18 protein-coding genes are annotated in these 20,398 nt (G+C 65.7%); 5 read left to right on the top strand and 13 right to left on the bottom strand.

The window, feature by feature from the left end; translation table 11 throughout:
- Window positions 1-163: 163 nt before the first annotated feature.
- Window positions 164-1,039 carry a LysR family transcriptional regulator gene (locus ACTJKF_RS27245; protein WP_044848057.1) on the top strand — a complete coding sequence of 292 codons (876 nt, stop codon included), beginning with the start codon at window positions 164-166 and terminating at the stop codon, window positions 1,037-1,039.
- A 4-nt stretch (window positions 1,040-1,043) separates the two neighbouring features.
- Here the strand turns inward: ACTJKF_RS27245 and ACTJKF_RS27240 are convergent, their stop codons facing one another.
- Both ACTJKF_RS27240 and ACTJKF_RS27235 read right to left on the bottom strand, forming a co-directional pair.
- The gene (locus tag ACTJKF_RS27240) at window positions 1,044-1,610 is read right to left on the bottom strand and encodes a hypothetical protein (RefSeq protein WP_440627733.1); all 567 of its coding nucleotides are present in this window, start codon (window positions 1,608-1,610) and stop codon (window positions 1,044-1,046) included.
- 141 nt (window positions 1,611-1,751) lie between these two features.
- Entirely contained in the window at window positions 1,752-1,952 is a 201-nt protein-coding gene (locus ACTJKF_RS27235; protein WP_440627731.1) for a hypothetical protein, read from the bottom strand.
- Between the two features lie 306 nt (window positions 1,953-2,258).
- Between ACTJKF_RS27235 and ACTJKF_RS27230 the strand changes: the two genes are divergently transcribed.
- A complete protein-coding gene (locus ACTJKF_RS27230) occupies window positions 2,259-2,876 on the top strand; it encodes a hypothetical protein (RefSeq protein ID WP_440627729.1) in 618 nt (205 codons plus the stop codon).
- Window positions 2,877-2,964: 88 nt separating this feature from the next.
- Here ACTJKF_RS27230 and ACTJKF_RS27225 read toward each other — a convergent pair whose 3' ends face one another.
- From ACTJKF_RS27225 to ACTJKF_RS27215, 3 genes are all read right to left on the bottom strand, one after another.
- Window positions 2,965-3,558, bottom strand: coding sequence for a class I SAM-dependent methyltransferase (locus ACTJKF_RS27225; RefSeq protein ID WP_440627727.1), 594 nt, complete (start codon window positions 3,556-3,558; stop codon window positions 2,965-2,967).
- A gap of 332 nt (window positions 3,559-3,890) precedes the next feature.
- Complete coding sequence (locus ACTJKF_RS27220; RefSeq protein ID WP_440627725.1) at window positions 3,891-4,268, bottom strand: thiamine pyrophosphate-dependent enzyme; 378 nt, start codon at window positions 4,266-4,268, stop codon at window positions 3,891-3,893.
- Window positions 4,252-4,752 carry an Lrp/AsnC family transcriptional regulator gene (locus ACTJKF_RS27215; protein WP_440627723.1) on the bottom strand — a complete coding sequence of 167 codons (501 nt, stop codon included), beginning with the start codon at window positions 4,750-4,752 and terminating at the stop codon, window positions 4,252-4,254. Before ACTJKF_RS27215 ends, ACTJKF_RS27220 begins: the two co-directional genes overlap by 17 nt.
- A 190-nt stretch (window positions 4,753-4,942) precedes the next feature.
- Between ACTJKF_RS27215 and ACTJKF_RS27210 the strand changes: the two genes are divergently transcribed.
- On the top strand, window positions 4,943-5,959 hold the full coding sequence (locus ACTJKF_RS27210) for a 1-aminocyclopropane-1-carboxylate deaminase (protein ID WP_440627721.1): 1,017 nt from the start codon (window positions 4,943-4,945) through the stop codon (window positions 5,957-5,959).
- 78 nt (window positions 5,960-6,037) lie between these two features.
- On the opposite strand, the gene ACTJKF_RS27205 is transcribed toward ACTJKF_RS27210, so the two are convergent.
- The 8 genes from ACTJKF_RS27205 to ACTJKF_RS27170 are packed head-to-tail and all read right to left on the bottom strand — an operon-like array spanning window position 6,038 to window position 16,924.
- On the bottom strand, window positions 6,038-7,174 hold the full coding sequence (locus tag ACTJKF_RS27205) for a polysaccharide pyruvyl transferase family protein (RefSeq protein WP_440627719.1): 1,137 nt from the start codon (window positions 7,172-7,174) through the stop codon (window positions 6,038-6,040).
- Window positions 7,171-8,301, bottom strand: coding sequence for a glycosyltransferase (locus ACTJKF_RS27200; RefSeq protein WP_440627811.1), 1,131 nt, complete (start codon window positions 8,299-8,301; stop codon window positions 7,171-7,173). Before ACTJKF_RS27200 ends, ACTJKF_RS27205 begins: the two co-directional genes overlap by 4 nt.
- Before the next feature lie 46 nt (window positions 8,302-8,347).
- Window positions 8,348-9,391: an EpsG family protein gene (locus ACTJKF_RS27195; protein WP_440627809.1), complete on the bottom strand. Its 1,044-nt coding sequence runs from the start codon at window positions 9,389-9,391 to the stop codon at window positions 8,348-8,350.
- A 31-nt stretch (window positions 9,392-9,422) separates the two neighbouring features.
- The gene (locus ACTJKF_RS27190; RefSeq protein WP_440627717.1) at window positions 9,423-11,597 is read right to left on the bottom strand and encodes a glycosyltransferase; all 2,175 of its coding nucleotides are present in this window, start codon (window positions 11,595-11,597) and stop codon (window positions 9,423-9,425) included.
- Window positions 11,594-13,903: a polysaccharide biosynthesis tyrosine autokinase gene (locus ACTJKF_RS27185; protein ID WP_440627716.1), complete on the bottom strand. Its 2,310-nt coding sequence runs from the start codon at window positions 13,901-13,903 to the stop codon at window positions 11,594-11,596. Before ACTJKF_RS27185 ends, ACTJKF_RS27190 begins: the two co-directional genes overlap by 4 nt.
- Window positions 13,816-14,277 carry a low molecular weight protein-tyrosine-phosphatase gene (locus tag ACTJKF_RS27180; protein WP_440627714.1) on the bottom strand — a complete coding sequence of 154 codons (462 nt, stop codon included), beginning with the start codon at window positions 14,275-14,277 and terminating at the stop codon, window positions 13,816-13,818. Before ACTJKF_RS27180 ends, ACTJKF_RS27185 begins: the two co-directional genes overlap by 88 nt.
- 51 nt (window positions 14,278-14,328) lie before the next feature.
- A complete protein-coding gene (locus ACTJKF_RS27175; RefSeq protein WP_440627712.1) occupies window positions 14,329-15,525 on the bottom strand; it encodes a polysaccharide biosynthesis/export family protein in 1,197 nt (398 codons plus the stop codon).
- A complete protein-coding gene (locus tag ACTJKF_RS27170; RefSeq protein WP_440627710.1) occupies window positions 15,515-16,924 on the bottom strand; it encodes an undecaprenyl-phosphate glucose phosphotransferase in 1,410 nt (469 codons plus the stop codon). The genes ACTJKF_RS27175 and ACTJKF_RS27170 overlap by 11 nt, the downstream gene beginning before the upstream one ends.
- Window positions 16,925-17,863: 939 nt before the next feature.
- Here ACTJKF_RS27170 and ACTJKF_RS27165 point away from each other — a divergent pair.
- Window positions 17,864-19,516 carry a ShlB/FhaC/HecB family hemolysin secretion/activation protein gene (locus tag ACTJKF_RS27165; RefSeq protein ID WP_440627708.1) on the top strand — a complete coding sequence of 551 codons (1,653 nt, stop codon included), beginning with the start codon at window positions 17,864-17,866 and terminating at the stop codon, window positions 19,514-19,516.
- 175 nt (window positions 19,517-19,691) lie between these two features.
- Window positions 19,692-20,398: two-partner secretion domain-containing protein (locus ACTJKF_RS27160; protein ID WP_440627807.1), on the top strand; the 707-nt coding region annotated here is incomplete at its 3' end.

Below are 20,398 nucleotides of genomic sequence, written 5' to 3'. Positions count from 1 at the left end.
TACACCACTCTTCCCTGTTCAGCGCTGCATGCCGGGCACGCCGGCGTGATGGCCGCACCGCATCGCATCGCACGATCCGGTCAGCTCGATTCCACTATGGCAGACACACAGCGACAATAAAAACGCATAATGCTGATCGTTACGTTCAGTTTTCCTGATACCTATGAAGATGCTCGATCACGACGTGCTGGCCACCGTCGTCGCCGTCGCGGAAACCGGCAACATGACCCGCGCCGCCGAGGCCGTGAACCGCTCGCAGTCGGCCGTGAGCATGCAGATCAAGAGCCTCGAGGACGCGATCGGGCGGCCGCTGTTCGTGCGCAAGCCGCGCAGCATCGTGCTGACGCGCGAAGGTGAGGTCCTGCTGGGATTCGCCAGACGAATGCTGGCGCTGCGCGACGAGGCATGGGCGGCCGTGGTGCGCCCGGAAGTGACCGGCAAGGTGGTGATCGGCGTGCCGGACGACTATGCGTCGTCACTGCTGCCGTCGGTGCTGAAGAAGTTCTCCGCGACCTATCCGAAGGTCGAGATCCAGGTGATCGGGCTGCCGAGCAGCGCACTCGCGCCGCTGCTGAAGGACGGCACCGTCGATCTCGTGTGCGGCACGCGCATCAAGGGACTGTCCGGCGACTTCATCCGCCACGAGCCGATGGCATGGGCCGCGATGACGAACGGGCCGCGCGTCTGGGAAGAACGGCCGCTGCCGATCGCGGTGTTCATGCCGGGCAGCGTCGCGCGCGAGAACGCGATCCGCAGCCTCGAACGCGCGAAGCTGCCGTTCCGCACGTCCTACGAAAGCCCGAGCCTGCTCGGACTGCTCAGCATGGTCGAGGCCGGCCTCGCCGTCGCGCCGCTCGCGCGCTGCGCGATTCCCGCGCAGTTGTCGATGCTCGGCCGCTCGCACGGGCTGCCCGATTTGCCGCCGCTCGAGCTGATCCTCGCGCGCAGCACGAAATCGAAGCGCCCGCCGTGCGACTTTCTTGCGGAACAATTGATGGAAGACCTGCAGCGGCAAACCGGCCAGACCGGCGACGCCTGAGTCGTCACGAACCACCCGGGCGCGGATGGCCGGCCGCGAGCAACGCCGCGTTGACGATGCCCGCCACCGTATCGACGAGCGCTTCCAGCGTGTCGCCGTGCACATGGCGTCCGGCCGGCGGAATGCATTCGTTGCGCCGGCCGCCCCACTGCGACCCGGCCGTCACCGACAACGTCGCGCCGAACCGGTTGCCGTGCCGCCGGCCGAAGATGCCGACGCGCTGTTCGCCCATATAGGCCTGCTCGGGAAGCAGCAGCCGGATTTCGACCGCAACCTGATCGGGATCGCCGGTGCGCGTGTTCGCGTCGACCGACGGTGCGAAACCCTTCGCGATGCGCAGCGTCACGTGCGAATCCCATGCGGCCAGCGGGTCGCCGGCCGCGTCGACGCGCTCGCTGTCGATCGACCACTGATGGCGTTCCGGCAACCGGATCGCCTGGCGCAGCAGCACGTCTGCCGCGCGAACCGTCACCCGCAACTGCCGGGCGAGCTGCCTGCCCGACGGCAGCGTCACCACGCGCACGCGACGGCTGGCGGGGCGCGCGGTGTGTACTTCTTCCGTAAGGTACATGGATCCTCCTTGTCGAAGGCCAGCGCCGCTTGCGACGCGGCGCACAAACGCCCGCGGCGGCGGTCCGGCGGTCCGGCGGACAACGCGGCGGCCGGCGCAACGGTGCCGAATCTACCAGCAACTACCAGCAACTACCAGCAATCAGCATTCCCGGGCCGGGCGAATCTGCGAGCCGACGTGAAAGCGCCACGCGACGGGACCGATCACGGTATCGGCCTGCTGCGCGATCAGCATGTGCAGCGTGAAGGCGAGATCCTCTGCCGCGATGTCGAAGTCCACGTGGATCACGCCGCGCACGGTGCGCGCGCTGACGACATGCCCGCCCGGCGGGGAATGCAGCAACGCCGCGAGCCGGGTGTGCGCGAGCGCGCCGGTTACCTTCCGAGCTTAGAAGGCGCGGTATCAATACCGTGCAAAAAAACGGCATCGAAGTGCAAAAAACGGCATGCCGGTGACCGGTGGAACCGGCCGGGTTGCGCTGCCGGCCCCATCAATGCTGACAGGAGCATCCGACGCTGGAAGAGGCCGGCGTACATTGAAGTGCGCGGGAAGCCGGGCGGCCGCATCGCCTTCGACCAGGCCGTTCCGTTGACTCGGCTGGCAGGATACGTGGCGATATGCTGAGGCTTTCCGTTTCTGCACGCAGCCATGTCCTCCCAGCCTGTCGATCTCAGTCATGCCCTACCGTACGAAACGGCGTATTTCGACAACCGGCTCGCGGTCGATCGAAGCGATCTGAACATCGCTGCATTGCTTGGCGTGGACGGAGACGTTTCCGACGAAGTGCTTGTTTCGTTATGCGGAGCGCCAGCCGGATCGGAGATTCAAGCCTATCTCGACAGCACCGGCAGATTGACTTTCAGCGTTACCCATTCCGCGTTGATCCGATCCGAAAATCGCATTTCCGTGTTCCGGGAATCGGACACATCCCTACTCGAACTCAAGCCAATCGATCTGGCCGATAGCGCTATCGGCGGGCTGGGAGCGGCCATGCCATGGCGGATCGTCAGGGCGTGCGATACGTTGGGGATAGCCCGCATCGCGCCCCCCCATCCTCGCCGCCGGTTCCCGCAAACACGCGGCCAACGCGCGCACCGGCTCGACCGCGACGTTCTCGGCACGCTGTCGAGCCATAGCCGAACGGCTCGATCGGCTGCACCGGCGGCAGCCGCACGAGGCGGCCCGCGGCGATGTCGTGCGACGCATCCCGACGACAGACGTGCTGATGCTTTCAAAATGAAAGGCGATGGCGGGAATCCGATGTGATGCGAAACGAACGGAAACTGGAAGGATCAGTATGGCTGATGAAAGGCTGCGGCGCGGCACCGTGCCCCGGTGGCCGCGCGCCACGGCGTCAAACCGCGTATTCGGCGGTGGCGCTGCGTACCACGGTCACGATGCGGGCGGGCGGGATGTTGGCCCAGACGATCCGGCTGCCGCAGGCAACCAATCCCGGATCGCCGAGCGGATGGCGATCGGGCGGGCGCAGGTCATAGGTGAACTGGACCATCACGCCGTCGAGCGACAACACGCGCCGGCACTGCCCGATGATCGCCGTCACGTCCGGACGCGGCAGCGTGCGCAGCGGCAGGCACGACACGATCGCGTCGACCCGCGCGTCGGGCGGCAGCAGCCGCTCGAGCTGCCGCGCATCGCCCGACACGATCGTGATGCCCGGAAAGCGCCGTCGCAGATGCTGCACGAACGCCGGCGACCGCTCGACCACGACCAGGCGGCGCGGCGCAACGCCGCGTTCGAGCAACGCGGCGGTGATCGCACCGGTGCCGCCGCCGAGTTCGACGACCAGCCCTTCGCCATCCGGCACCATTTCGGCCATCTTGCGCGCCAGATGCCGCGAACTCGGGCACAACGCGCCCACCGCGGCCGGGCGGCCGACCCACTCGCGCACGAACAGTGCCGAGACACGCAACGCGTTCGGCCAGATCATCGGCCCGCCTTGCGCGGTTGCGCATTCAGCTTCGGCATGCCGGTGACTGCATGGCACGGGGTTACGACGACACGGGGCTCTATCACGTGCATCCTCCTGGACAAACCGGTCTGCCGCGCAACAGCGACAATCAATCGATTCTAGGAAATACCAACTTAAGGCGACGTGAAGATTGTCCCTGATTGCGCCGGCCGCCGCCGGATGCAAGCTCGGCGATCGACGCGCTCATGGGACGGTCGCATGCGGCGGGGCTCCGCCCTTCGACACCGGTCAATTCGAATCCTGTGCCCGTTGGCCGATGCGGCCGCGGGCCCGACACTCGCGCCGCCGCCTCACCGCAGGTTGGTTCGCGCCAGTTCGACGATCTCGTCGCCGCGACCGCTCAGGATCGCGCGCAGCATGAACAGGCTGAAGCCCTTCGCATGCGCGATTTCGATCTTCGGCGGCATCGCGAGCTCGTACTTCGACGTGACGACGTCGACGAGCGCCGGGCCGTCATGCGCGAACGCGGTCCGCAGCGCCTGTTCGACGTTCTCGAAATGCTCGACGCGCACGCTGAAGATCCCCGCGCCCTTCGCGATCGCCGCGAAGTCGGTCGGGCGTCGGCGGCTGCCACCTTCGCCGATGACGGGACGAGCATACGCGATCGTGCAAAACGGCGCCGTGACGACGAACGTGCGTCGCGCCCGCGCGCTACACCGGCAGCGCATGCGTCGACAGAATCTCCTTGAGCACCATGAACGAGCGCACCTGCCGCACACCGGGCAGGTACAGCAGCTGGTCGGCGTGCAAGCGGTTGAAGCTCTCGTTGTCGCGCGTGCGGACCAGCATGAAATAGTCGAATTCGCCGGTCACCACATGACACTCGACGCACCCTGACACTTTCTGCGCGGCCTTCTCGAATTCGGCGAACGCCTCCGGCGTCGAGCGATCGAGCACGAAGCCGATCACGACCAGCATCCCGGCACCCAGCGGCTTCGGGTCGAGCAACGCGACGATGCCGCGGATCAACCCCATCTCCTTGAGCCGCTCGACGCGCCGCAGACACGCCGGCGCGCTCAGCTTCACCTTCGCGGCGAGGCTCACGTTCGAGATCGACGCATCCTGCTGCAACTGGCGCAGGATCGCGCGATCGATGCGATCGAGCGCGGGTGCGGTGTCGGCCGGCGCCACGTTGCCGCGATCTAATTTCATTGCGTCTCCTTTCAATTTTGCGATCCAAAATTATCTGATGCGTGTTCGTTTCATCGAAAACGTAGGTCTTGAATATTTATTTCGCAAGCTCATTTCGCGCGGTCCTGCCTATCATTTTTGCATCGGGACACGGTACGCCGGCCGCGCCGACCGATTCGAATTCCCGCCCACCGTCCTTCGGAGCCTGTCGATGAACCTGCAACGCTTTCCCCGTTATCCGCTGACGTTCGGCCCGACGCCGATCCAGCCGCTCAAGCGCCTGAGCGCGCACCTCGGCGGCAAGGTCGAGCTGTATGCGAAGCGCGAGGACTGCAACAGCGGCCTGGCGTTCGGCGGCAACAAGATGCGCAAGCTCGAATACCTCGTCCCCGACGCGCTCGCGCAGGGTGCCGACACGCTCGTGTCGATCGGCGGCGTGCAGTCGAACCAGACCCGCCAGGTCGCGGCCGTCGCCGCGCATCTCGGGATGAAGTGCGTGCTCGTTCAGGAGCACTGGGTCAACTACGAGGATCCGGTGTACGACCGCGTCGGCAACATCCAGCTGTCGCGGATGATGGGTGCCGACGTGCGGCTCGTCGCCGACGGCTTCGACATCGGCATTCGCCGCAGCTGGGAAGAAGCGATGGAGAGCGTGCGGCAGGCGGGCGGCAAGCCGTATCCGATTCCCGCCGGCTGTTCCGAGCATCCGCTCGGCGGGCTCGGCTTCGTCGGCTTCGCGGAAGAAGTGCGCGAGCAGGAAGCGCAGCTTGGCTTCACGTTCGATTACGTCGTGGTCTGCTCGGTGACGGGCAGCACGCAGGCGGGGATGGTCGTCGGCTTCGCGGCCGACGGACGCGCGGATCGCGTGATCGGCATCGACGCGTCGGCGACGCCCGAGCGCACGCACGAACAGATCACGCGCATCGCGCGGCACACGGCCGAGCTGGTCGGGCTGGGCCGCGATGTCGACGAGCAGGACGTGGTGCTCGACACGCGTTATGCCGGGCCGGAATACGGGCTGCCGAACGACGGCACGCTGGAGGCGATTCGTCTGTGTGCGCGGCTGGAAGGGATGCTGACCGATCCCGTCTATGAAGGGAAATCGATGCACGGGATGATCGACAAGGTGCGGCGCGGGGAATTCGAGCCGGGATCGAAGGTGCTGTACGCGCATCTCGGCGGGGTGCCGGCGTTGAGCGCGTATGGCGAGATGTTCCGCAACGGGTGACGGGGGCGGGTGGAGACATGATGCGACCATGCCCGCGCGCATCGCGCCTCCGTCGAGCCCACGTGATATGACGCATCGTCAGTCGCGCAATCCGGCCACGTACCGGATGAAATCGGCAAATGCGCGACGGTACCGTTCCGCACGCAAGTAACACGCTTCGTCAACGCCATCGCGCGATACGTCTTTCAGCGCACGCATCACAGCCACGCAATCGCTCGGCGCCGGCATCGGGTCGCGTGGCCCGGGTAATCCATGATCGTCGAGAAAGTCGGCGCATTTGCGCTGATAACAGAACAGCAGCACCGGTACGCCGTACACATGCCCCGTAATCGCCCCATGCAACTTCGACGTCACGATACACGATGCCGAGGCCAGGACATCGACGATCGATTCGATCGAATCCGCATAGCGGACATCATCGATTTCCACTGTCTGCGGCGTATAGCGCTTACGTATCGCATCGGCCACCCGTGCACCGGCATCGTCCAGCGCGACGAAACGCACGCGGTCGAAGCAGCCGCTCAGATCAGCGTCGCGCACGATGGCCGCCGCATGCTCGACGTATCCCATCAGATGCACGGCAACGACCAGCGTGCGCAGGCCGTCAATCCGAGCGGGTCGATAAAGCGCCGGCAACGCGAACGCGAGATCACCAAGCAGCACTGCGGGGGACCTCACCGCGGAACCGCGCAGCTCCTCCAGCGACGCCGCATCGCGCACCGCGAGCCCGCCGAGCCGGGTGGCCAGGCCGAGGAATTGCCCGCGCCGCCCGCTATCGTCGAACGGTCCCACGGAGATACCAAGTGCGGCAACCGGCTTGCGCATCAGCGCCGCTCCGTTGACGATCAGGCGCGCAAATGCCAGCGACGCATGCGCACCGAACAGCGAGCCGCCCCCGAATGCGGCAACGTCGGCCCGCAACAATGCCACGCAATAGGTCGCGAAGCGCGCGATCGTGCCAACTCGGCCGCCCCGTCCGAAGCCGCACGAGAGTGGCTTCCACCGCCACGCTGCGCTCAGCTCGCGTCGCACCGGCGCGCCGACTAGCATCGGCTGCACGTCGCCCGCACCCGCGGCCATCCGCTGCAGGACGTAACCGAACAGGTCGTCGCCGAAATTGCGGCGGCCGTAAAAGCCGAAAAAGGCGATTCGTACCGTGCGCCGCCTCAGGCGAGCGCGTTCGTCGTGATGCACGATGACAGTCGATTCGTTCATGGCGTTTCCTCCCGCCATCCGCGCCGCACGGGCACGCGTAGCGCGCGACGCCCGCCTGTCGCGTCGTACAGCGCGTCGAATTCCCGCAGGAAACGCGCGACGCCAAAATGCGCAAATGCCCGCGCACGGGCTGCGTTACCCATGCGCCGACGCAGCGGCGCATCGTGCAGGAGCCGTTCCGTGTAATGCTGCAATTCGGCATCGCTGTTGACGAGAAAGCCCGTCACGCCATGCTCGACGATGTCGCGATTGCCGACGATACGACTCGCCACGGCCGGCAGCCCCATGGCCTGCGCCTCGATCAGCGCAATCGGCATGCCTTCCCATAGCGACGGCAAAACGTACACATCGCTGCGTGCCAGTGCATCACGCATGGCATCCGGGCCGATCCAGCCAGTCTGTTCGACGGGGGTGTCGGCCAGCCACCGTCGAACCTGATCGGGAGCGCCGTCGCCAAGCCATACGCACCGTACGTCATGCCGACCGGCGAGCGATCGTGCAAGCTGCGCGAATCGCCATGGCGCCTTCTGATAAACGACGCGACCGGACGTGCAGACCACGGGGGGCGTGTATGCCGGAACGTCGTCCGCGCCAACGAAACGGCTCAGATCGATCGCATTGTCGACAACGAGCACGCGCTTTTTCGACAGGAGCATCGCCGCGTAGCGCGCCTCGCTGCGCGAGCACGCAACCAGCGGGCCGCCGATTGCGTGCAGGATCCGTTCGATCCCGATCAGCATCCGTGCCCGCCGGTCCGAAATGTCCCGCCGCAGAAACGCGAAGCCGTGCGGCGAGTACAAGGTCCGATCGGCACATCCGAGCAGACGCGCGGCCATCCGGCCGAGTGCGCCGGCCTTCGATGAATGAAGATGAATCACATCGGCACGCAGGCGCCGCAGACAAGCGGCGACCCGGAACAGCGCGAGCACGTCGCGCGGCCCGATCGATGTCGACATCGACAGCACACGACGCTCGACACGGGAATCGAACCACGTATCGAGTACGTCTGACGACGGCGTATCTGGCCGCACCGAATGCACGACGAACACCTGATCGCCGGCCGCGGCCTGCGCATTCGCGAGCAGTGCGATGCAATGAAGCACGCCACCGCCGAGCGCCTCCGTCATATGCACAATTTTTCGGGGAGAAGCTTTCATGGGTCAGGCCTTCAATTTATCGATAGATCGCATCGAGAGCCGGCAGCGCGCGGTACGGCAGGAACGGAGACGCACCGCGTCCGGCTTCATCAAGCATGTTGTTGAACCGGCCCGCCATGGCGACAAGACCGATGAGGAGGAGACACACGACAAGTGCCTGCGACATGCGGCCGCTTGCGGGCCGGTACTGGCGCAGCATCATTACAGCCATCAGGAACGTGAGCAGCAGCTGGAAACGGATGCCGGCGTAGCTGATCCGCGTAAGGCCGTAGAACGCCACCTCCAGCATGACGAGCAGCCAGAAACCCGCGCGTGGCACGACGAAGTCGGCGCGAAAACGCCAGAGCGTGGCCAACATGCCCGTCTGCAGCAGCACGAACAGCAAGCCCGACGACGCATTCGGCGCAGCCATGCTCGAATACAGATCGGTCTTGTCGCCGAGGTAGGCCGGCATCGCGAGCGCCGCCACGAACGCGCACAGCACACCGAACATGAGCACTGGCCCCTGCCTGCGGCGCGTCGCAGCGGGGAACAGGACGAACAGCAGGATCGACGAGTAATGCACGCCGGTTCCCAGCACCGCGAAGGCGAGGTAGCGCCACGGCCGCTCGTGCGCCGGCACGCGCGTCGCAAGCAGAAAAAGCGCAGCCGCAAGCCCGAACCGCATCACGTTCATCGACAGTTCGTAGAACATGCCGGGCACGATCAGCAGCCCGCCGAACCACGCGCCGTAACGTGCGCCGCCGAGCGCCCACATCAGGGTCAGCGCAATCAGCAATGAGATGCCGTTGACGACGAAACGCGGATCGGGCCAGACGGACCAGAGCAACCCGGTCAGCGCCTGGAAGATCGGCTCCGAGCCATAGCCGACGCCCGTTTCCAGTCCGGAAAACGCGGCGTAGTACGCGGCAGTGTCGGTACCTGCGTGTCCGCGCAGCACGACGAGCGCGATCATCGGCAATGCAGCGGCCAGCAGCACCGCCCGGCTCGTGCCACCATAGGTCGTGCACAGCGCGACACCGAAATAGAAGATCGCGAGCGGAACGATGTAATGGATCATCGGACGCTCCACACCGGCAATGCGCGCCCGTTCATGCGAACCGTCCCGACAAAGCACACCTCCGCAGATACTTCGCGAAGCTAAGCACCGTATAGGCGCACCATTCGCCACCGCCGATTGCGCCGATTCGACGGAAATGCCAATAGTTGTGCTGCTCGCCCTGCTGGATCTTCCACAGCTGGCCGCTCAGGCCGCCTGCGCCGAATTGCGCCTTGTACACATGCGACAGTGGCGTGTCGAACAGATAAGCGGCGCCGCGCTCGACCAGCACGAGCTGCAACAGCATGAAATAGTCTTCGGCGTGACGCTTGCGCTCGTCGAAACGGGCGGCGACCTCGGCGCGCACCATCACGCTCGACGGCGTGAAGCGGTTCGAGAACAGTACGGCGCGTCGCGACACCGGCTCGGGCGCGGGCGGCACCATGTGTGCGTCGGGCAATGCTGCGTCGGCAGCGAGCTGCATCACCGGATGGCCAGTGATCGCCACGTCCGGATGGGCATCCATCCAGCCGCACTGGCTTTCGATCTTGTTGGGATGCCACGTATCGTCGGCATCGAGGAATGCGACGAAGCGCTGCGTCGCGATACGCCATCCAGCGTTGCGCGCCGCACCCGGTCCACCGTTGCGCGGCAATGCAAGCACACGAATCCAGTCGCCGCCATATCGCAGCCGCAATGCTTCGATGCAGACGAGCGTGTCGTCGGGGCTCGCATCGTCAACGAGGATCAGCTCGGCAGGCCGCCATGTCTGCCTGTAAACCGAGGCCACCGCCCGCTCGAGCGTCTCGACGCTGCAATGGCACGGCACGATCACGCTGACGGGCACAACCGATGGACGCACGGCTTCGGCAAACGCTGCCGTTGCAACTGGAACGCCGCGCTCCGCCGCTGGTGCATTCCCTGATCCGTCCTGGATGTGCGGGTGCGGCACCGAAGTCACACAGCGCTGCCCCATTGCCAGCGCCAGCACACACCAGAGCACTTCGCCCGCGATCGCCGCGACCACCGCACCGGCCAATCCCCATCCCGGCATCAACCCTGCGCCAAGCCCCATGCCGACTGCGAGCGCGACGAACGCGCACCGATTCCGGACCGCGATGAAATCGCGTGTCGTCATCACCGACGATGCACTGGTCGTCACGAATCGAAGCGGCGCGCAGAGGGCCATCCACTGCACGAGCGGGATTGCGTCGCGATAGCGCTCTCCGAACGCGAGCGGCACGACAACAGGCGCCGCCACGGCAAGCACCGCGCCTGCCGCCAGGCCTGCGAGCGCCATCCATCGATTGCCCGCATGAAACGCGCGCCGCAGTCGGGCCGGGTCCGTCATCGCCCAGCGGTGCAGGCGCGGCATCAACAGTTTCTGGAACAGCACGGCCGGCAGCAGGTAAACCGCGGCCAGCGTCGTGACAACGACGTTGTACGTGCCTACATCTCGCGGCCCGAGCACGACGCCCGCAACGATCAGGCCGCCCTGCGCATAGGTGAAATACAGCAGGCTTGCGACGCCGAACGGTAACGCCTGCCACGCGACCTGTGCGATGCCGGGTGTCGGTTCGACCGGCCCGCCCGTCTCCGCCCCATCACCATGGCCGTCAAGCACGGCCTGCCCGTTTCGCAGCACGCGCATCGACCGCCACGCGCCGACCGTCATGCATATGGCAATCGCACCAAATGCGACGGCGACGAACGCCGCGCCCGCATGCAGCCACGCGGCCAGCACCGCGACGACGAGCCGTGCCGCGTGCTGGACGAGCTGCCATGCGCTCACCCGCGCGAACTTGCCTTCGAGCTGGTAACGCGCGCCACACAGCTCGATGGCGCTCTGGCCAAGCAAGGCCGGCAGCATCCACAACAACAGGTTTGCCGTGTCGTGCTCGTGCACGCCCAGGCTCGCCCAGGCGGCGACCGCAGCAGCGGTAACAACTGCACTGATGCAGATGAAGTGCAGCGATGCCGGCACCCAGCGCGCTGCGCGCCCCCCTTCCATCCCGTACACACGCAGCCAGAACGCGGGCACACCGAACCCGACCGCCGGCGCGGCAACCGTCACGACGGCCAGCGCCGTCGAGAAATGACCATACGCTTCGACATCCCACGTGCGGGCGAGCACGGCTTGTACCGCGAAGGCCAACATCGCTGCCCCGCCCGCGCTCAGCACGAGCAGCACGAGTGCCGTCGCATCGCGTCTCGTTGCGCCCCTCACGACCGCACCTCCTGAACGCGTTTGCCGGCGCGGTCCTTCGACGCGCCATACCGATAGGTCGCGTACTTCATGCCGTAGCGAAACCGGCCAGCGTGAGGATCGATGCCGTTATGGATCACCCCGTCCAGTTCGACGCCCACCTGACGCAGGCGGCGCGCCGCCTCCTGCAGTTCGCCACGCTCGGTGCGCCCCGCGCGCGCAACCATGTAAACATTGCCGGCGGCAAACGGCGCCAGCAGTGTCGCGTCGGTTACCAGCAACAGCGGCGGACTGTCGATCACGACGACGTCGTAGCGGCTCGCCAGCTCGGCCATGACCGCCGGCAGCGCCCCGGCATTGAGCAGGTCCGCCGCATTGTGGCGACCCACGCCGGATGCCATGAAATCGAGATTCGCATGCTTCGTCGCACGTATCGCGTCGTCGGGCGATGCATCGCCGGCGAGCACGTCGGAAAAACCGGCCCGCGCGGCACCGAACATCGCATCGAGCCGGCCGCGCCGCAGGTCGCCGTCCACGAGCAGCACGCGCTGGCCCACCGCCGCGACCACCAGCGCGAGATTGGCCGACACGAACGACTTGCCGACGCCGGGCGTGGGACCCGTGACCAGCACGACGTTATTGCCCGACGTGCGCATCGCAAACTGCAAGGTGGCGCGCAGGCTGCGCAAAGCCTCGATCGCCGGATCGCCGGGATCGCTGCTCGCGAGCGGCTGCAGATCGGTGCCGCGCATCGTGCGCCCACCGCGCTTCCCGCTCACGCGCGGCACGGCGGCCGCAACCCGCAGCCCGGTCGCATCCTCGAGTTCGGTCGGATCGGACGGCGCCCGGCACAGCAACCCTCGCCCGTAGGCCGCCGCCATCGCCATCAGCATGCCGAGCATGCATGCACCCGCGATGCCGAGTATTCGCCGGAAGCGGACCGGCCGCTGCGGCTCCTCGGCCAGATCCAGTACGCGAACGTTGCCGATGCGGCTTGCACGCAGCAGCTTCAGTTGTTCGATGTTGTCGAGCAGGCCGACGTAAAGCTGGCTGTTCACCTTCACGTCGCGCTCCAGACGCACGAGTTCGCCTTGCCGCTTCGGCAGTTGCGCGATCCGGGTAGCGATTTCGCTCGCCTGCGCGCCGAGCACCGCGATCTGTCGGTCGAGCGACACGATGGATTCATGCTCCGCCGTGAAGCGGCCCAACAGTTCGGCGCGCTTCTGGCGCAACTGCACGAGTTGCGTCTCGTTGTCGGCCGCTGCCTGCAGGATCGCCTGCGCGTCGCCCGCGACGTCGACCGATCCCAGCTTGCTGCGCAGGGCCGCGAGTTGCGCCTCGGAATCGTCGAGCGTGCGCCGCAGCTCCGGGAGCTGCCGTTCAAGAAAGTCGAGCGATCGCGCGGCCTCGGCAGCCTTGCGCGCGGCGTTCTGCTCGACGTAGAACCCGGCAATTTCGTTGAGCGTCGCCGTGATCCGGTGTGCGTCGGTCCCCCGCAGTCGGACACCCAGTACATTCGAATCCTTGCCGACTTCAGTCACGCCCAGCGCGTCCTGCAACCGGACAGTCGCGTCGAGCCGCGCGTATCGGACAAGGTCGAAACGTGTGCCCGGCGGCGCCCGGAGCATATCGATCTTCAAGATGACCGGCCCGCTCGCACTGTCGAACCGCATGCGCTGCCCAATCTCGCCCGTTACACGCCCGGCAAGCCCCGGTCCCGACAATGCATAGCGTTCGCCTGACAGCACGACAAGGTCGTACCGATCGCCTTCGAACCGGGTCGGCACGTCGAACACGTCGATCTCGACATGCACGTCGCCCCACGCGTAACCGCCCCATCCGGACGATTCCGCCAACTCGCCAGCGCCCCCCATTCTCGCCAGCGCATCTCCGATCAGCGGGAAACGCACGGGCCGCGCATCGATGAACAGGCGCTGCCGGTCGACGGCCCGCGCGACGACGAAGCGCGATCCGAGCACGCGCTTTTCCGTCTCGGCGGACGTCTTGATACCGAACATCGACGATAGATCGCCGAATGCCGAGCGCGCCATCGAATCTGTGCTGCTGTCCTCCACCTGAACGAGGATGTCGGCCTGATAGACAGGCGCCGACAGCAAAGCCCATCCGACACCAGTGATCGCGAACGACGCGAAGACCACGGCCATCATCCGGCGATGGATCAGGAACGTATCAAACAACGCGGCGAAGTCGAAGGTTCCTGCCTGTTCGGAGGTTCTCGTCATTGCCATCCTCCCGCGCGCCGCCGGCCCGCGTAGCCGAGATGGGCGATCCAGTCGGCCAGGCCCGTCGCGAGCAGCGCGTAGCACGCGTCGAAACGCTCCCGCGACTCGCCGACCGGGTCGAACACGTCGACGCTGTCGAAGGCCCGGACGAGAAACACCTTGCCGCGCGCGAACGGATGACGCGCTTCGAGCTCGCGCCGTTGCGCGGCGGTCATCACGAGAATCAGGTCAGCGTCCCGGCACATCGCGTCCGACAGGCGCACCGCGCGATGGCCGGACAGATCGATGCCGTGCGACCGCAGCACCGCAATGGCTTCCGGCGCAGCCGGCTCGCCAACTGGCGCATCGAGGCCGGCCGACGTCACTGACACCTGCGGCAACAAGCGGGCGAACAGGCCAGCGGCCATCGGGCTGCGGCAAAGATTGCCGCTGCAGACAAAGAGAACACGGGAGATCATGAGTATCGAATGCTTAGGGGTATCGGGAAATGCGCACGGCGGTGCCGTACGTCATTTCGTGACCAATCCGGCCGTCAGGCCGGCATTGATGGCGGGCAGCAGCAGGTTCAACACGCGGCTCGCGCGCACCAGGCCGTTCGCGTCGACATAGACGACGTCTTTCGGCTGCAAGTCGAATTCCTTTGCGACGAGCATCGAGACCGGCGACGTACCGTCGAGGTGGAACACCTGTGGCTGCCGGTCGAGCGAACCGCGAATCACGTACATCTGCGCGGCGTCGGCGGAACCGGGATTGAGGCCACCGGCCTGCACCAGTGCATCGGCCAGCGTGATGCGCCCGTTGCGATCCGGCGTCGCAGTCACCGACTTGCCGACCTCGCCGATCACGTAGACGAAGCTGTCGTTGCGCGATGCAACGCGCAGCAGATCGCCCGGCTTCAACGCAATGCGCGCGGCGCCGGTCTGCCCGCCCCTCTGTTGCGTCAGATCGAGCGCGTATGACGTGCCCCCGCGCACCAGCTCGATCCGGCTGCGGTCGGCCGAATCGTTCAACCCGCCCGCACGACCGATCGCTTCGTAAACCGTCGTCGGCACATCGTTCAGCGGCAGGACGCCCGGATTGCGCACCTCGCCCTCGACAAACACCTGGCGCGACCGGAACGACGCAACGCCGAGCGTGATTTGTGGCTCGCGAAAGTAGCGAGACAACGCCGCCGCGATGCGATCGCGCGCCTGTTCCGGTCGCAGCCCGGCGACTTCGATCCGGCCTGCGTACGGAAAGGAGAGCGCGCCGTCCTGATCGACAACGAAACCGGCGGCCGGATCTGCGTCACGCGTGGTGGCGGGTTGCTGCGCCCCTTGCGCTGCGGCTAGTTCGGGGTGGTTCCAGACGACGATACGCAACACGTCGCCGGGACCGATCGTGTAAGGCGCCGCCGTTCCGGCAAGCGCGCGCGACACATCGAGCGACGCCTGTACCGCATGGCCGCGCATTTGCCGAACGCGACCGAGATCGAGTTCGACGATCGGGATATGCCGATCAGTCCGCGCGCCATTGCTGTCCGCGTCGACATAGACCGCCTGCGGATTTCGCGCATCGGCCGGGCCCGCCATCCGCATGCCGGGCGCATAGGCGCACCCGGTCAACGCCACACACATCAGCCAAGCGGCTGCGCGACGAGGCATCGGCAGAAGACGGGCAACGGTCACGAAACGATCCGGCCCGGAAATGTGTTCATCAATACGCATTGGTGTGTGCTTTCCCGTGAAACAGCGTCGCCAGCACGATGCGTACATCGAACGCAAGGGACCAGTTCCGCAAGTAATACAAATCGTGTTCGATCCGTCGCTGCATCTTTTCGATGCGGTCGGTCTCGCCCCGCAGCCCGTTGACTTGCGCCCAACCGGTAATACCGGGCTTAACGCGGTAGCGCTGGATGTACCCGTCTACCCGGTATTGATAGAAGCGGTCGTGCTCCACCGCATGCGGCCGCGGCCCAACCACCGACATGTCGCCCTTCAACACGTTGAAGAACTGCGGCAACTCGTCGAGGCTCGTCCGCCGCAGCAGCGCGCCGAGGCGCGTGATACGCGGATCGCCTCGCGTCGCCTGTCGTACTTCGCCCGGTACATCGGCGTCGTGCGCGCGCATCGTCCTGAATTTGTAGATCGTGAAGATGCGCCCGTACGCGCCCCTGCGCTGCTGCCGGAACAACACGGGGCCGGGCGACGAGCACTTCACCGCGATCGCGATGGCCCCCATCACCGGCGCGATCGCGATCAGCGCCAGGCCCGCGAAAACGCGATCGAATACGGCCTTGCTCGCAAGCGCCTGCGCCGACAACGGCGACGCCACGAGATCGAGCGCCTGGCCGCGAATCGTCTGGCGTGGATGAAGCGGCGTGATGCCCGCCAAGTCCGGCATGAACCGGATGTCCACGAGATCCGTGTCGAACGCGCGGACGATTGCGCCGATGCGATCGGCTTCCGACAGCGGCAGCACGATCCAGATCTCCCCGACTTGCGCGCGACGCACGCAATCGACGAAGGTGCCAAGGTCGCGGTGAATTTCTGCATCGCACGCACCGACCACCGGTGTATCGGACAGATCGAAGATCGCGGCCACCGGCAACGATGCGATCGCGTCGCCTTCGCCGTGGTGGCCCGCCAGCACCAGACAGCGTTCTCGATATCCGACGAGCGCGACCGGTTTGCGCCGCGCGTTCCGTGCCACTGCGCAAACGCAGAGCCAGCGCCGCAACGCCTGCGATGTGCTCAGCGCAACCGCCGACAACGCGAACCAGCCCAACACCCAGCCGCACGCCACGCCGGATTGCCAGTCAAGCGACGCGACGGAAATCACGCCGACACACAGAACGGCGGCAGCACCTGCCGGTGCAAGCCATACCCGACGCCACGACATACGGCGGCCAGGATCGCCATACAGGCCCATCAGCGGAAACAGGACCAGCGCACATGCAATCGAAATGGCGATCAACACGGAATCCGACCGGGTGTGCGACACATCGCCGAACGCGTTCCTGGCCACCCACGCGGTAGCGACGAGCAGCCCGGCATCCGCCAGCCGAAACCAGGAGACCTTCCCGCGTATCGCGGGTGTGTAACTTGCATGGTCGAAAAAGCGCATGACACGTGATCGGCCGTCTGTCGCAAGCGCATCACGGCGAGACGAAAGCATGCACTCACGCCGCCCCGTCGCACCGGTATGACTCGACTCGTGGCCTTATCCTATTATTTCGTAATCCATAACGCCGCCTGTTGTACAAAGCGCTTCAACAACGTCACAGACTGTTAATTATCGAGTTTCAATGACGCGATTCAGTGATGTCAAAAAACGTATCGCGTCCTGCTCATCGTTGATTCATTTCAGATAAAAACGATGCATGTAGGGATACTGCCATCGCAACCCATTGATTTGAATCGGACATGTCCTAAACAAATTGGTATAGGGGAGAGACTTGTCCTATTTAAAGATGAATGACATTTCTCGCCCAAACAATAGACGCCCGCCGGTACACCGATTGGCCATCCGCCTCCATGCGTGCCGGGGACGTCCGCAATCGCTGACCCTACCCGGGCAGGCATCGTGCGCACTGGTGTGCGCGATGGATAAGCGGAAGGAAAGCGAAGCGTGGATTCGAACCGGGGTAAAAGGTGCCGTATGCCCATCTCGGCGGCCTGCCTGCGTTGAGCGCTTGCTCGGAGAGCTTCCGCAACGGATGGCGCGAACCCGATATCGGCGACAGTCGGTGGACACAACACACGCCAACACAAGAATCATGCAAGACTGATTCATTTCACAGATGCGCTAGTACTTGTTCAATATTCACGCCAGAAACCATTTCGTAATATCCCCCGGCAATTCCAATCGACCGGCTCCAATACCCGAGACCGGTCCTTATTTTCCTATCCGGGGTGGGATATTCGTATCGTTCGTCGCGTTCAGGTGCCCGAATTCGCTCGCAAATCGGCAACCGTCTCCAGCATGCATGCAAGTGCGCCGCGCGCCATCGTTGCTGCGCCCTCTCGCGGTAACGCGCACAACGGCGCTCACGCGTGGCGAGCAATGGCCGATCGAAGCCGGATCGGCTGTGTCGTCGCCGCGCTGCTGCTCCCCGGCTACGCCGCCTCGCAGGTACCCAACGCCGGGCAATCGATGCGCGACATCGAAACCGCCCGACCGTCGCTGCCCGCCGCCACCGCCCCGCAGATCGATCTCGCGCCTGCCGAACCCGAACCTGCCGCGAGCGATGAAACGGGCCCGCGCGTCGCGGTCAGCGCGTTCGCGATCGAAGGCAATGCGGCCATTCCCGCCAAGCGACTTGACGCGCTACTCGTCGATCTCGTCGGCCGCGAGCTGAGCTTCGGCGATCTGCAACAGGCCGCGGCGCGCATCACGACGTACTACCGCGAACACGGTTACGTGCTCGCCCGCGCCTATCTTCCCCGCCAGGACATCGAACACGGTGTCGTGCGCATCGCCGTCGTCGAAGGCCGCTACGGGCAGCTCGAACTGCACAACCGCACACGCGTACTGGATCGCGCGCTGCGTCAGCCGCTTGCGTCGCTGCAACCCGGCGAGATCGCGCACGGCGGCCGTCTCGAGCGCAGCCTCACGCTACTGAACGAGATGCCCGGCGTCGATGCGAAGGGCACGCTGCGGCCCGGCGCCGAACCCGGCACGACCGATCTCGTGGTCGACGCCGAACCCGGGCGCTTCGCGACCGGCTCGATCGAACTCGACAACTTCGGCGATCCGCTCACCGGCCGCTACCGCGCGACCGGCAGCGTCGACGTCAACGCGCCGCTGCGCCTGGGCGACCGCTTCTCGCTGCGCGGGCTGACGAGCAACACGAACCAGCGCTACTACCGCGCGGCGTACCAGGTGCCGGTCGGCCCCGCGTCGACCCGCATCGGCGTCGCGTATTCCGACATGAACTACCGGATCGGCGGCAGCCTCAAGGAACTGGGCTACCACGGCGGCGCCGACGTCCGTTCCGCGTTCGTCACGCAGCCGCTGCTGCGCGGCAGGCGCACGAGCCTCGACGCACAGGTCGTCTACGAGAACAAGCACCTGCGCGATGTGTACGGCGTGTTCGACGTGGTGGGCGACAAGACCGTCGATCTGTGGTCGTTCGGGGTCAGCGGCAACAATCAGGACGATTTCGGCGGCGGCGGCCGCACCGGCTTTTCCGCGACCGTCGGCATCGGCCATCTTGGCGGCAACGATCCGCTCGACATGGACTACTACGTCCATACGCTGGGCCAGTTCGCGAAACTGAATGTCAGCGCGCTGCGCCTGCAGGCACTCGGTTCGCGGTTCCAGCTCTACACGCAATTCAGTGCGCAACTGTCGTCGCGCAATCTCGACGCATCGGAAAAATTCAGCCTCGGCGGCCCGTACGGCGTACGCGCGTTCGCGCTCGGCGCCGGTAGCGGCGACCAGGGCTGGCAGGCAACGGCCGAGCTGCGCTATCTCGCCGCGCCCGGCTGGCAACTGAGCGCGTTCGCCGACACGGGCCGCATCCAGCTCAGCAAGCAGCGCTGGTCGCGCGATCGCAACACCGTGCAATTGTCGTCGCTCGGTATCGGCGCGACCTGGTTCGGCTCGCGCCATCAAGTCAACGTCACCGCCGCGCTGCCGGTCGGCTACGCCGATCCGGTCGCGTCGGCCACGCGGTCGCCGAGCGTCTGGGTTCAAGCCGCCCAGTACTTCTGAGCGGCAATCGACGAGCGGCCCACCTGACAGGGCGGGGCCGCAAGTAGCACGGGCGGCTTGGCCGCCCGCACCACCGGAAGCGTGCATGTCACGTCTTTCCGCCCTTCTCCGCTTTGTTAGGTATACGTATCAATACAAAGCAATCGCCTTGTCATTTTCCAGAGGAAAAAATCTCATGAACAAGACCTACGCACTGGTCTGGAACCAGACCCAGGGATGCTGGAGCGCCGTCGGGGAAACCGCGCGCCGGCGCGCCAAGCCCGGCAGCGCCAAGCGCGTCGCCGCCGCTCTCTCCCTGCTCGGCATCGTCAGCCTGCCCGCCTTCGCGCTGCCCACCGGCGAGAACATCACCGCCGGCAAGGCCGACATCATTCGTGAAAACGACGGCAAGTCGATGCTCGTCAACCAGCACTCCGACAAACTCATCACCAACTGGAACGACTTCAGCATCGCCGGCAACGAGCGCGTGTCGTTCCATCAGCCCGGCAGGCAGTCGATCGCGCTGAACCGCGTCGTCGGCAACAACGGCAGCCAGATTCAAGGCCAGCTCGATGCCAACGGCAAGGTCTTCCTCGTCAACCCCAACGGCGTGCTGTTCGGCTCCGGCGCACAGATCAACGTCGGCGGCCTCGTCGCCTCCACCCAGAACATCGCCGACGCCGATTTCCTCGCCGGCAACTATCGCTTCTCGGGTAACTCCACCGCGTCGATCGTCAACGACGGCCACATCACCGCCGCCGACGGCGGCAGCGTCGCGCTGCTCGGCGCACGCGTGTCCAACAACGGCGTGATCCAGGCCAGGATGGGCCGTGTCGCGCTCGGCGCCGGCAATGCGTTCAAGGTCAACTTCGACGGCAACGACCTGCTCAGCCTGCAGGTCGA

Source organism: Burkholderia sp. 22313 (genome assembly GCF_052045245.1).
Classification (GTDB): domain Bacteria; phylum Pseudomonadota; class Gammaproteobacteria; order Burkholderiales; family Burkholderiaceae; genus Burkholderia.
Note: the sequence above shows the minus strand (reverse complement) of the source record. Positions and strands in the feature narration are given on the sequence as shown.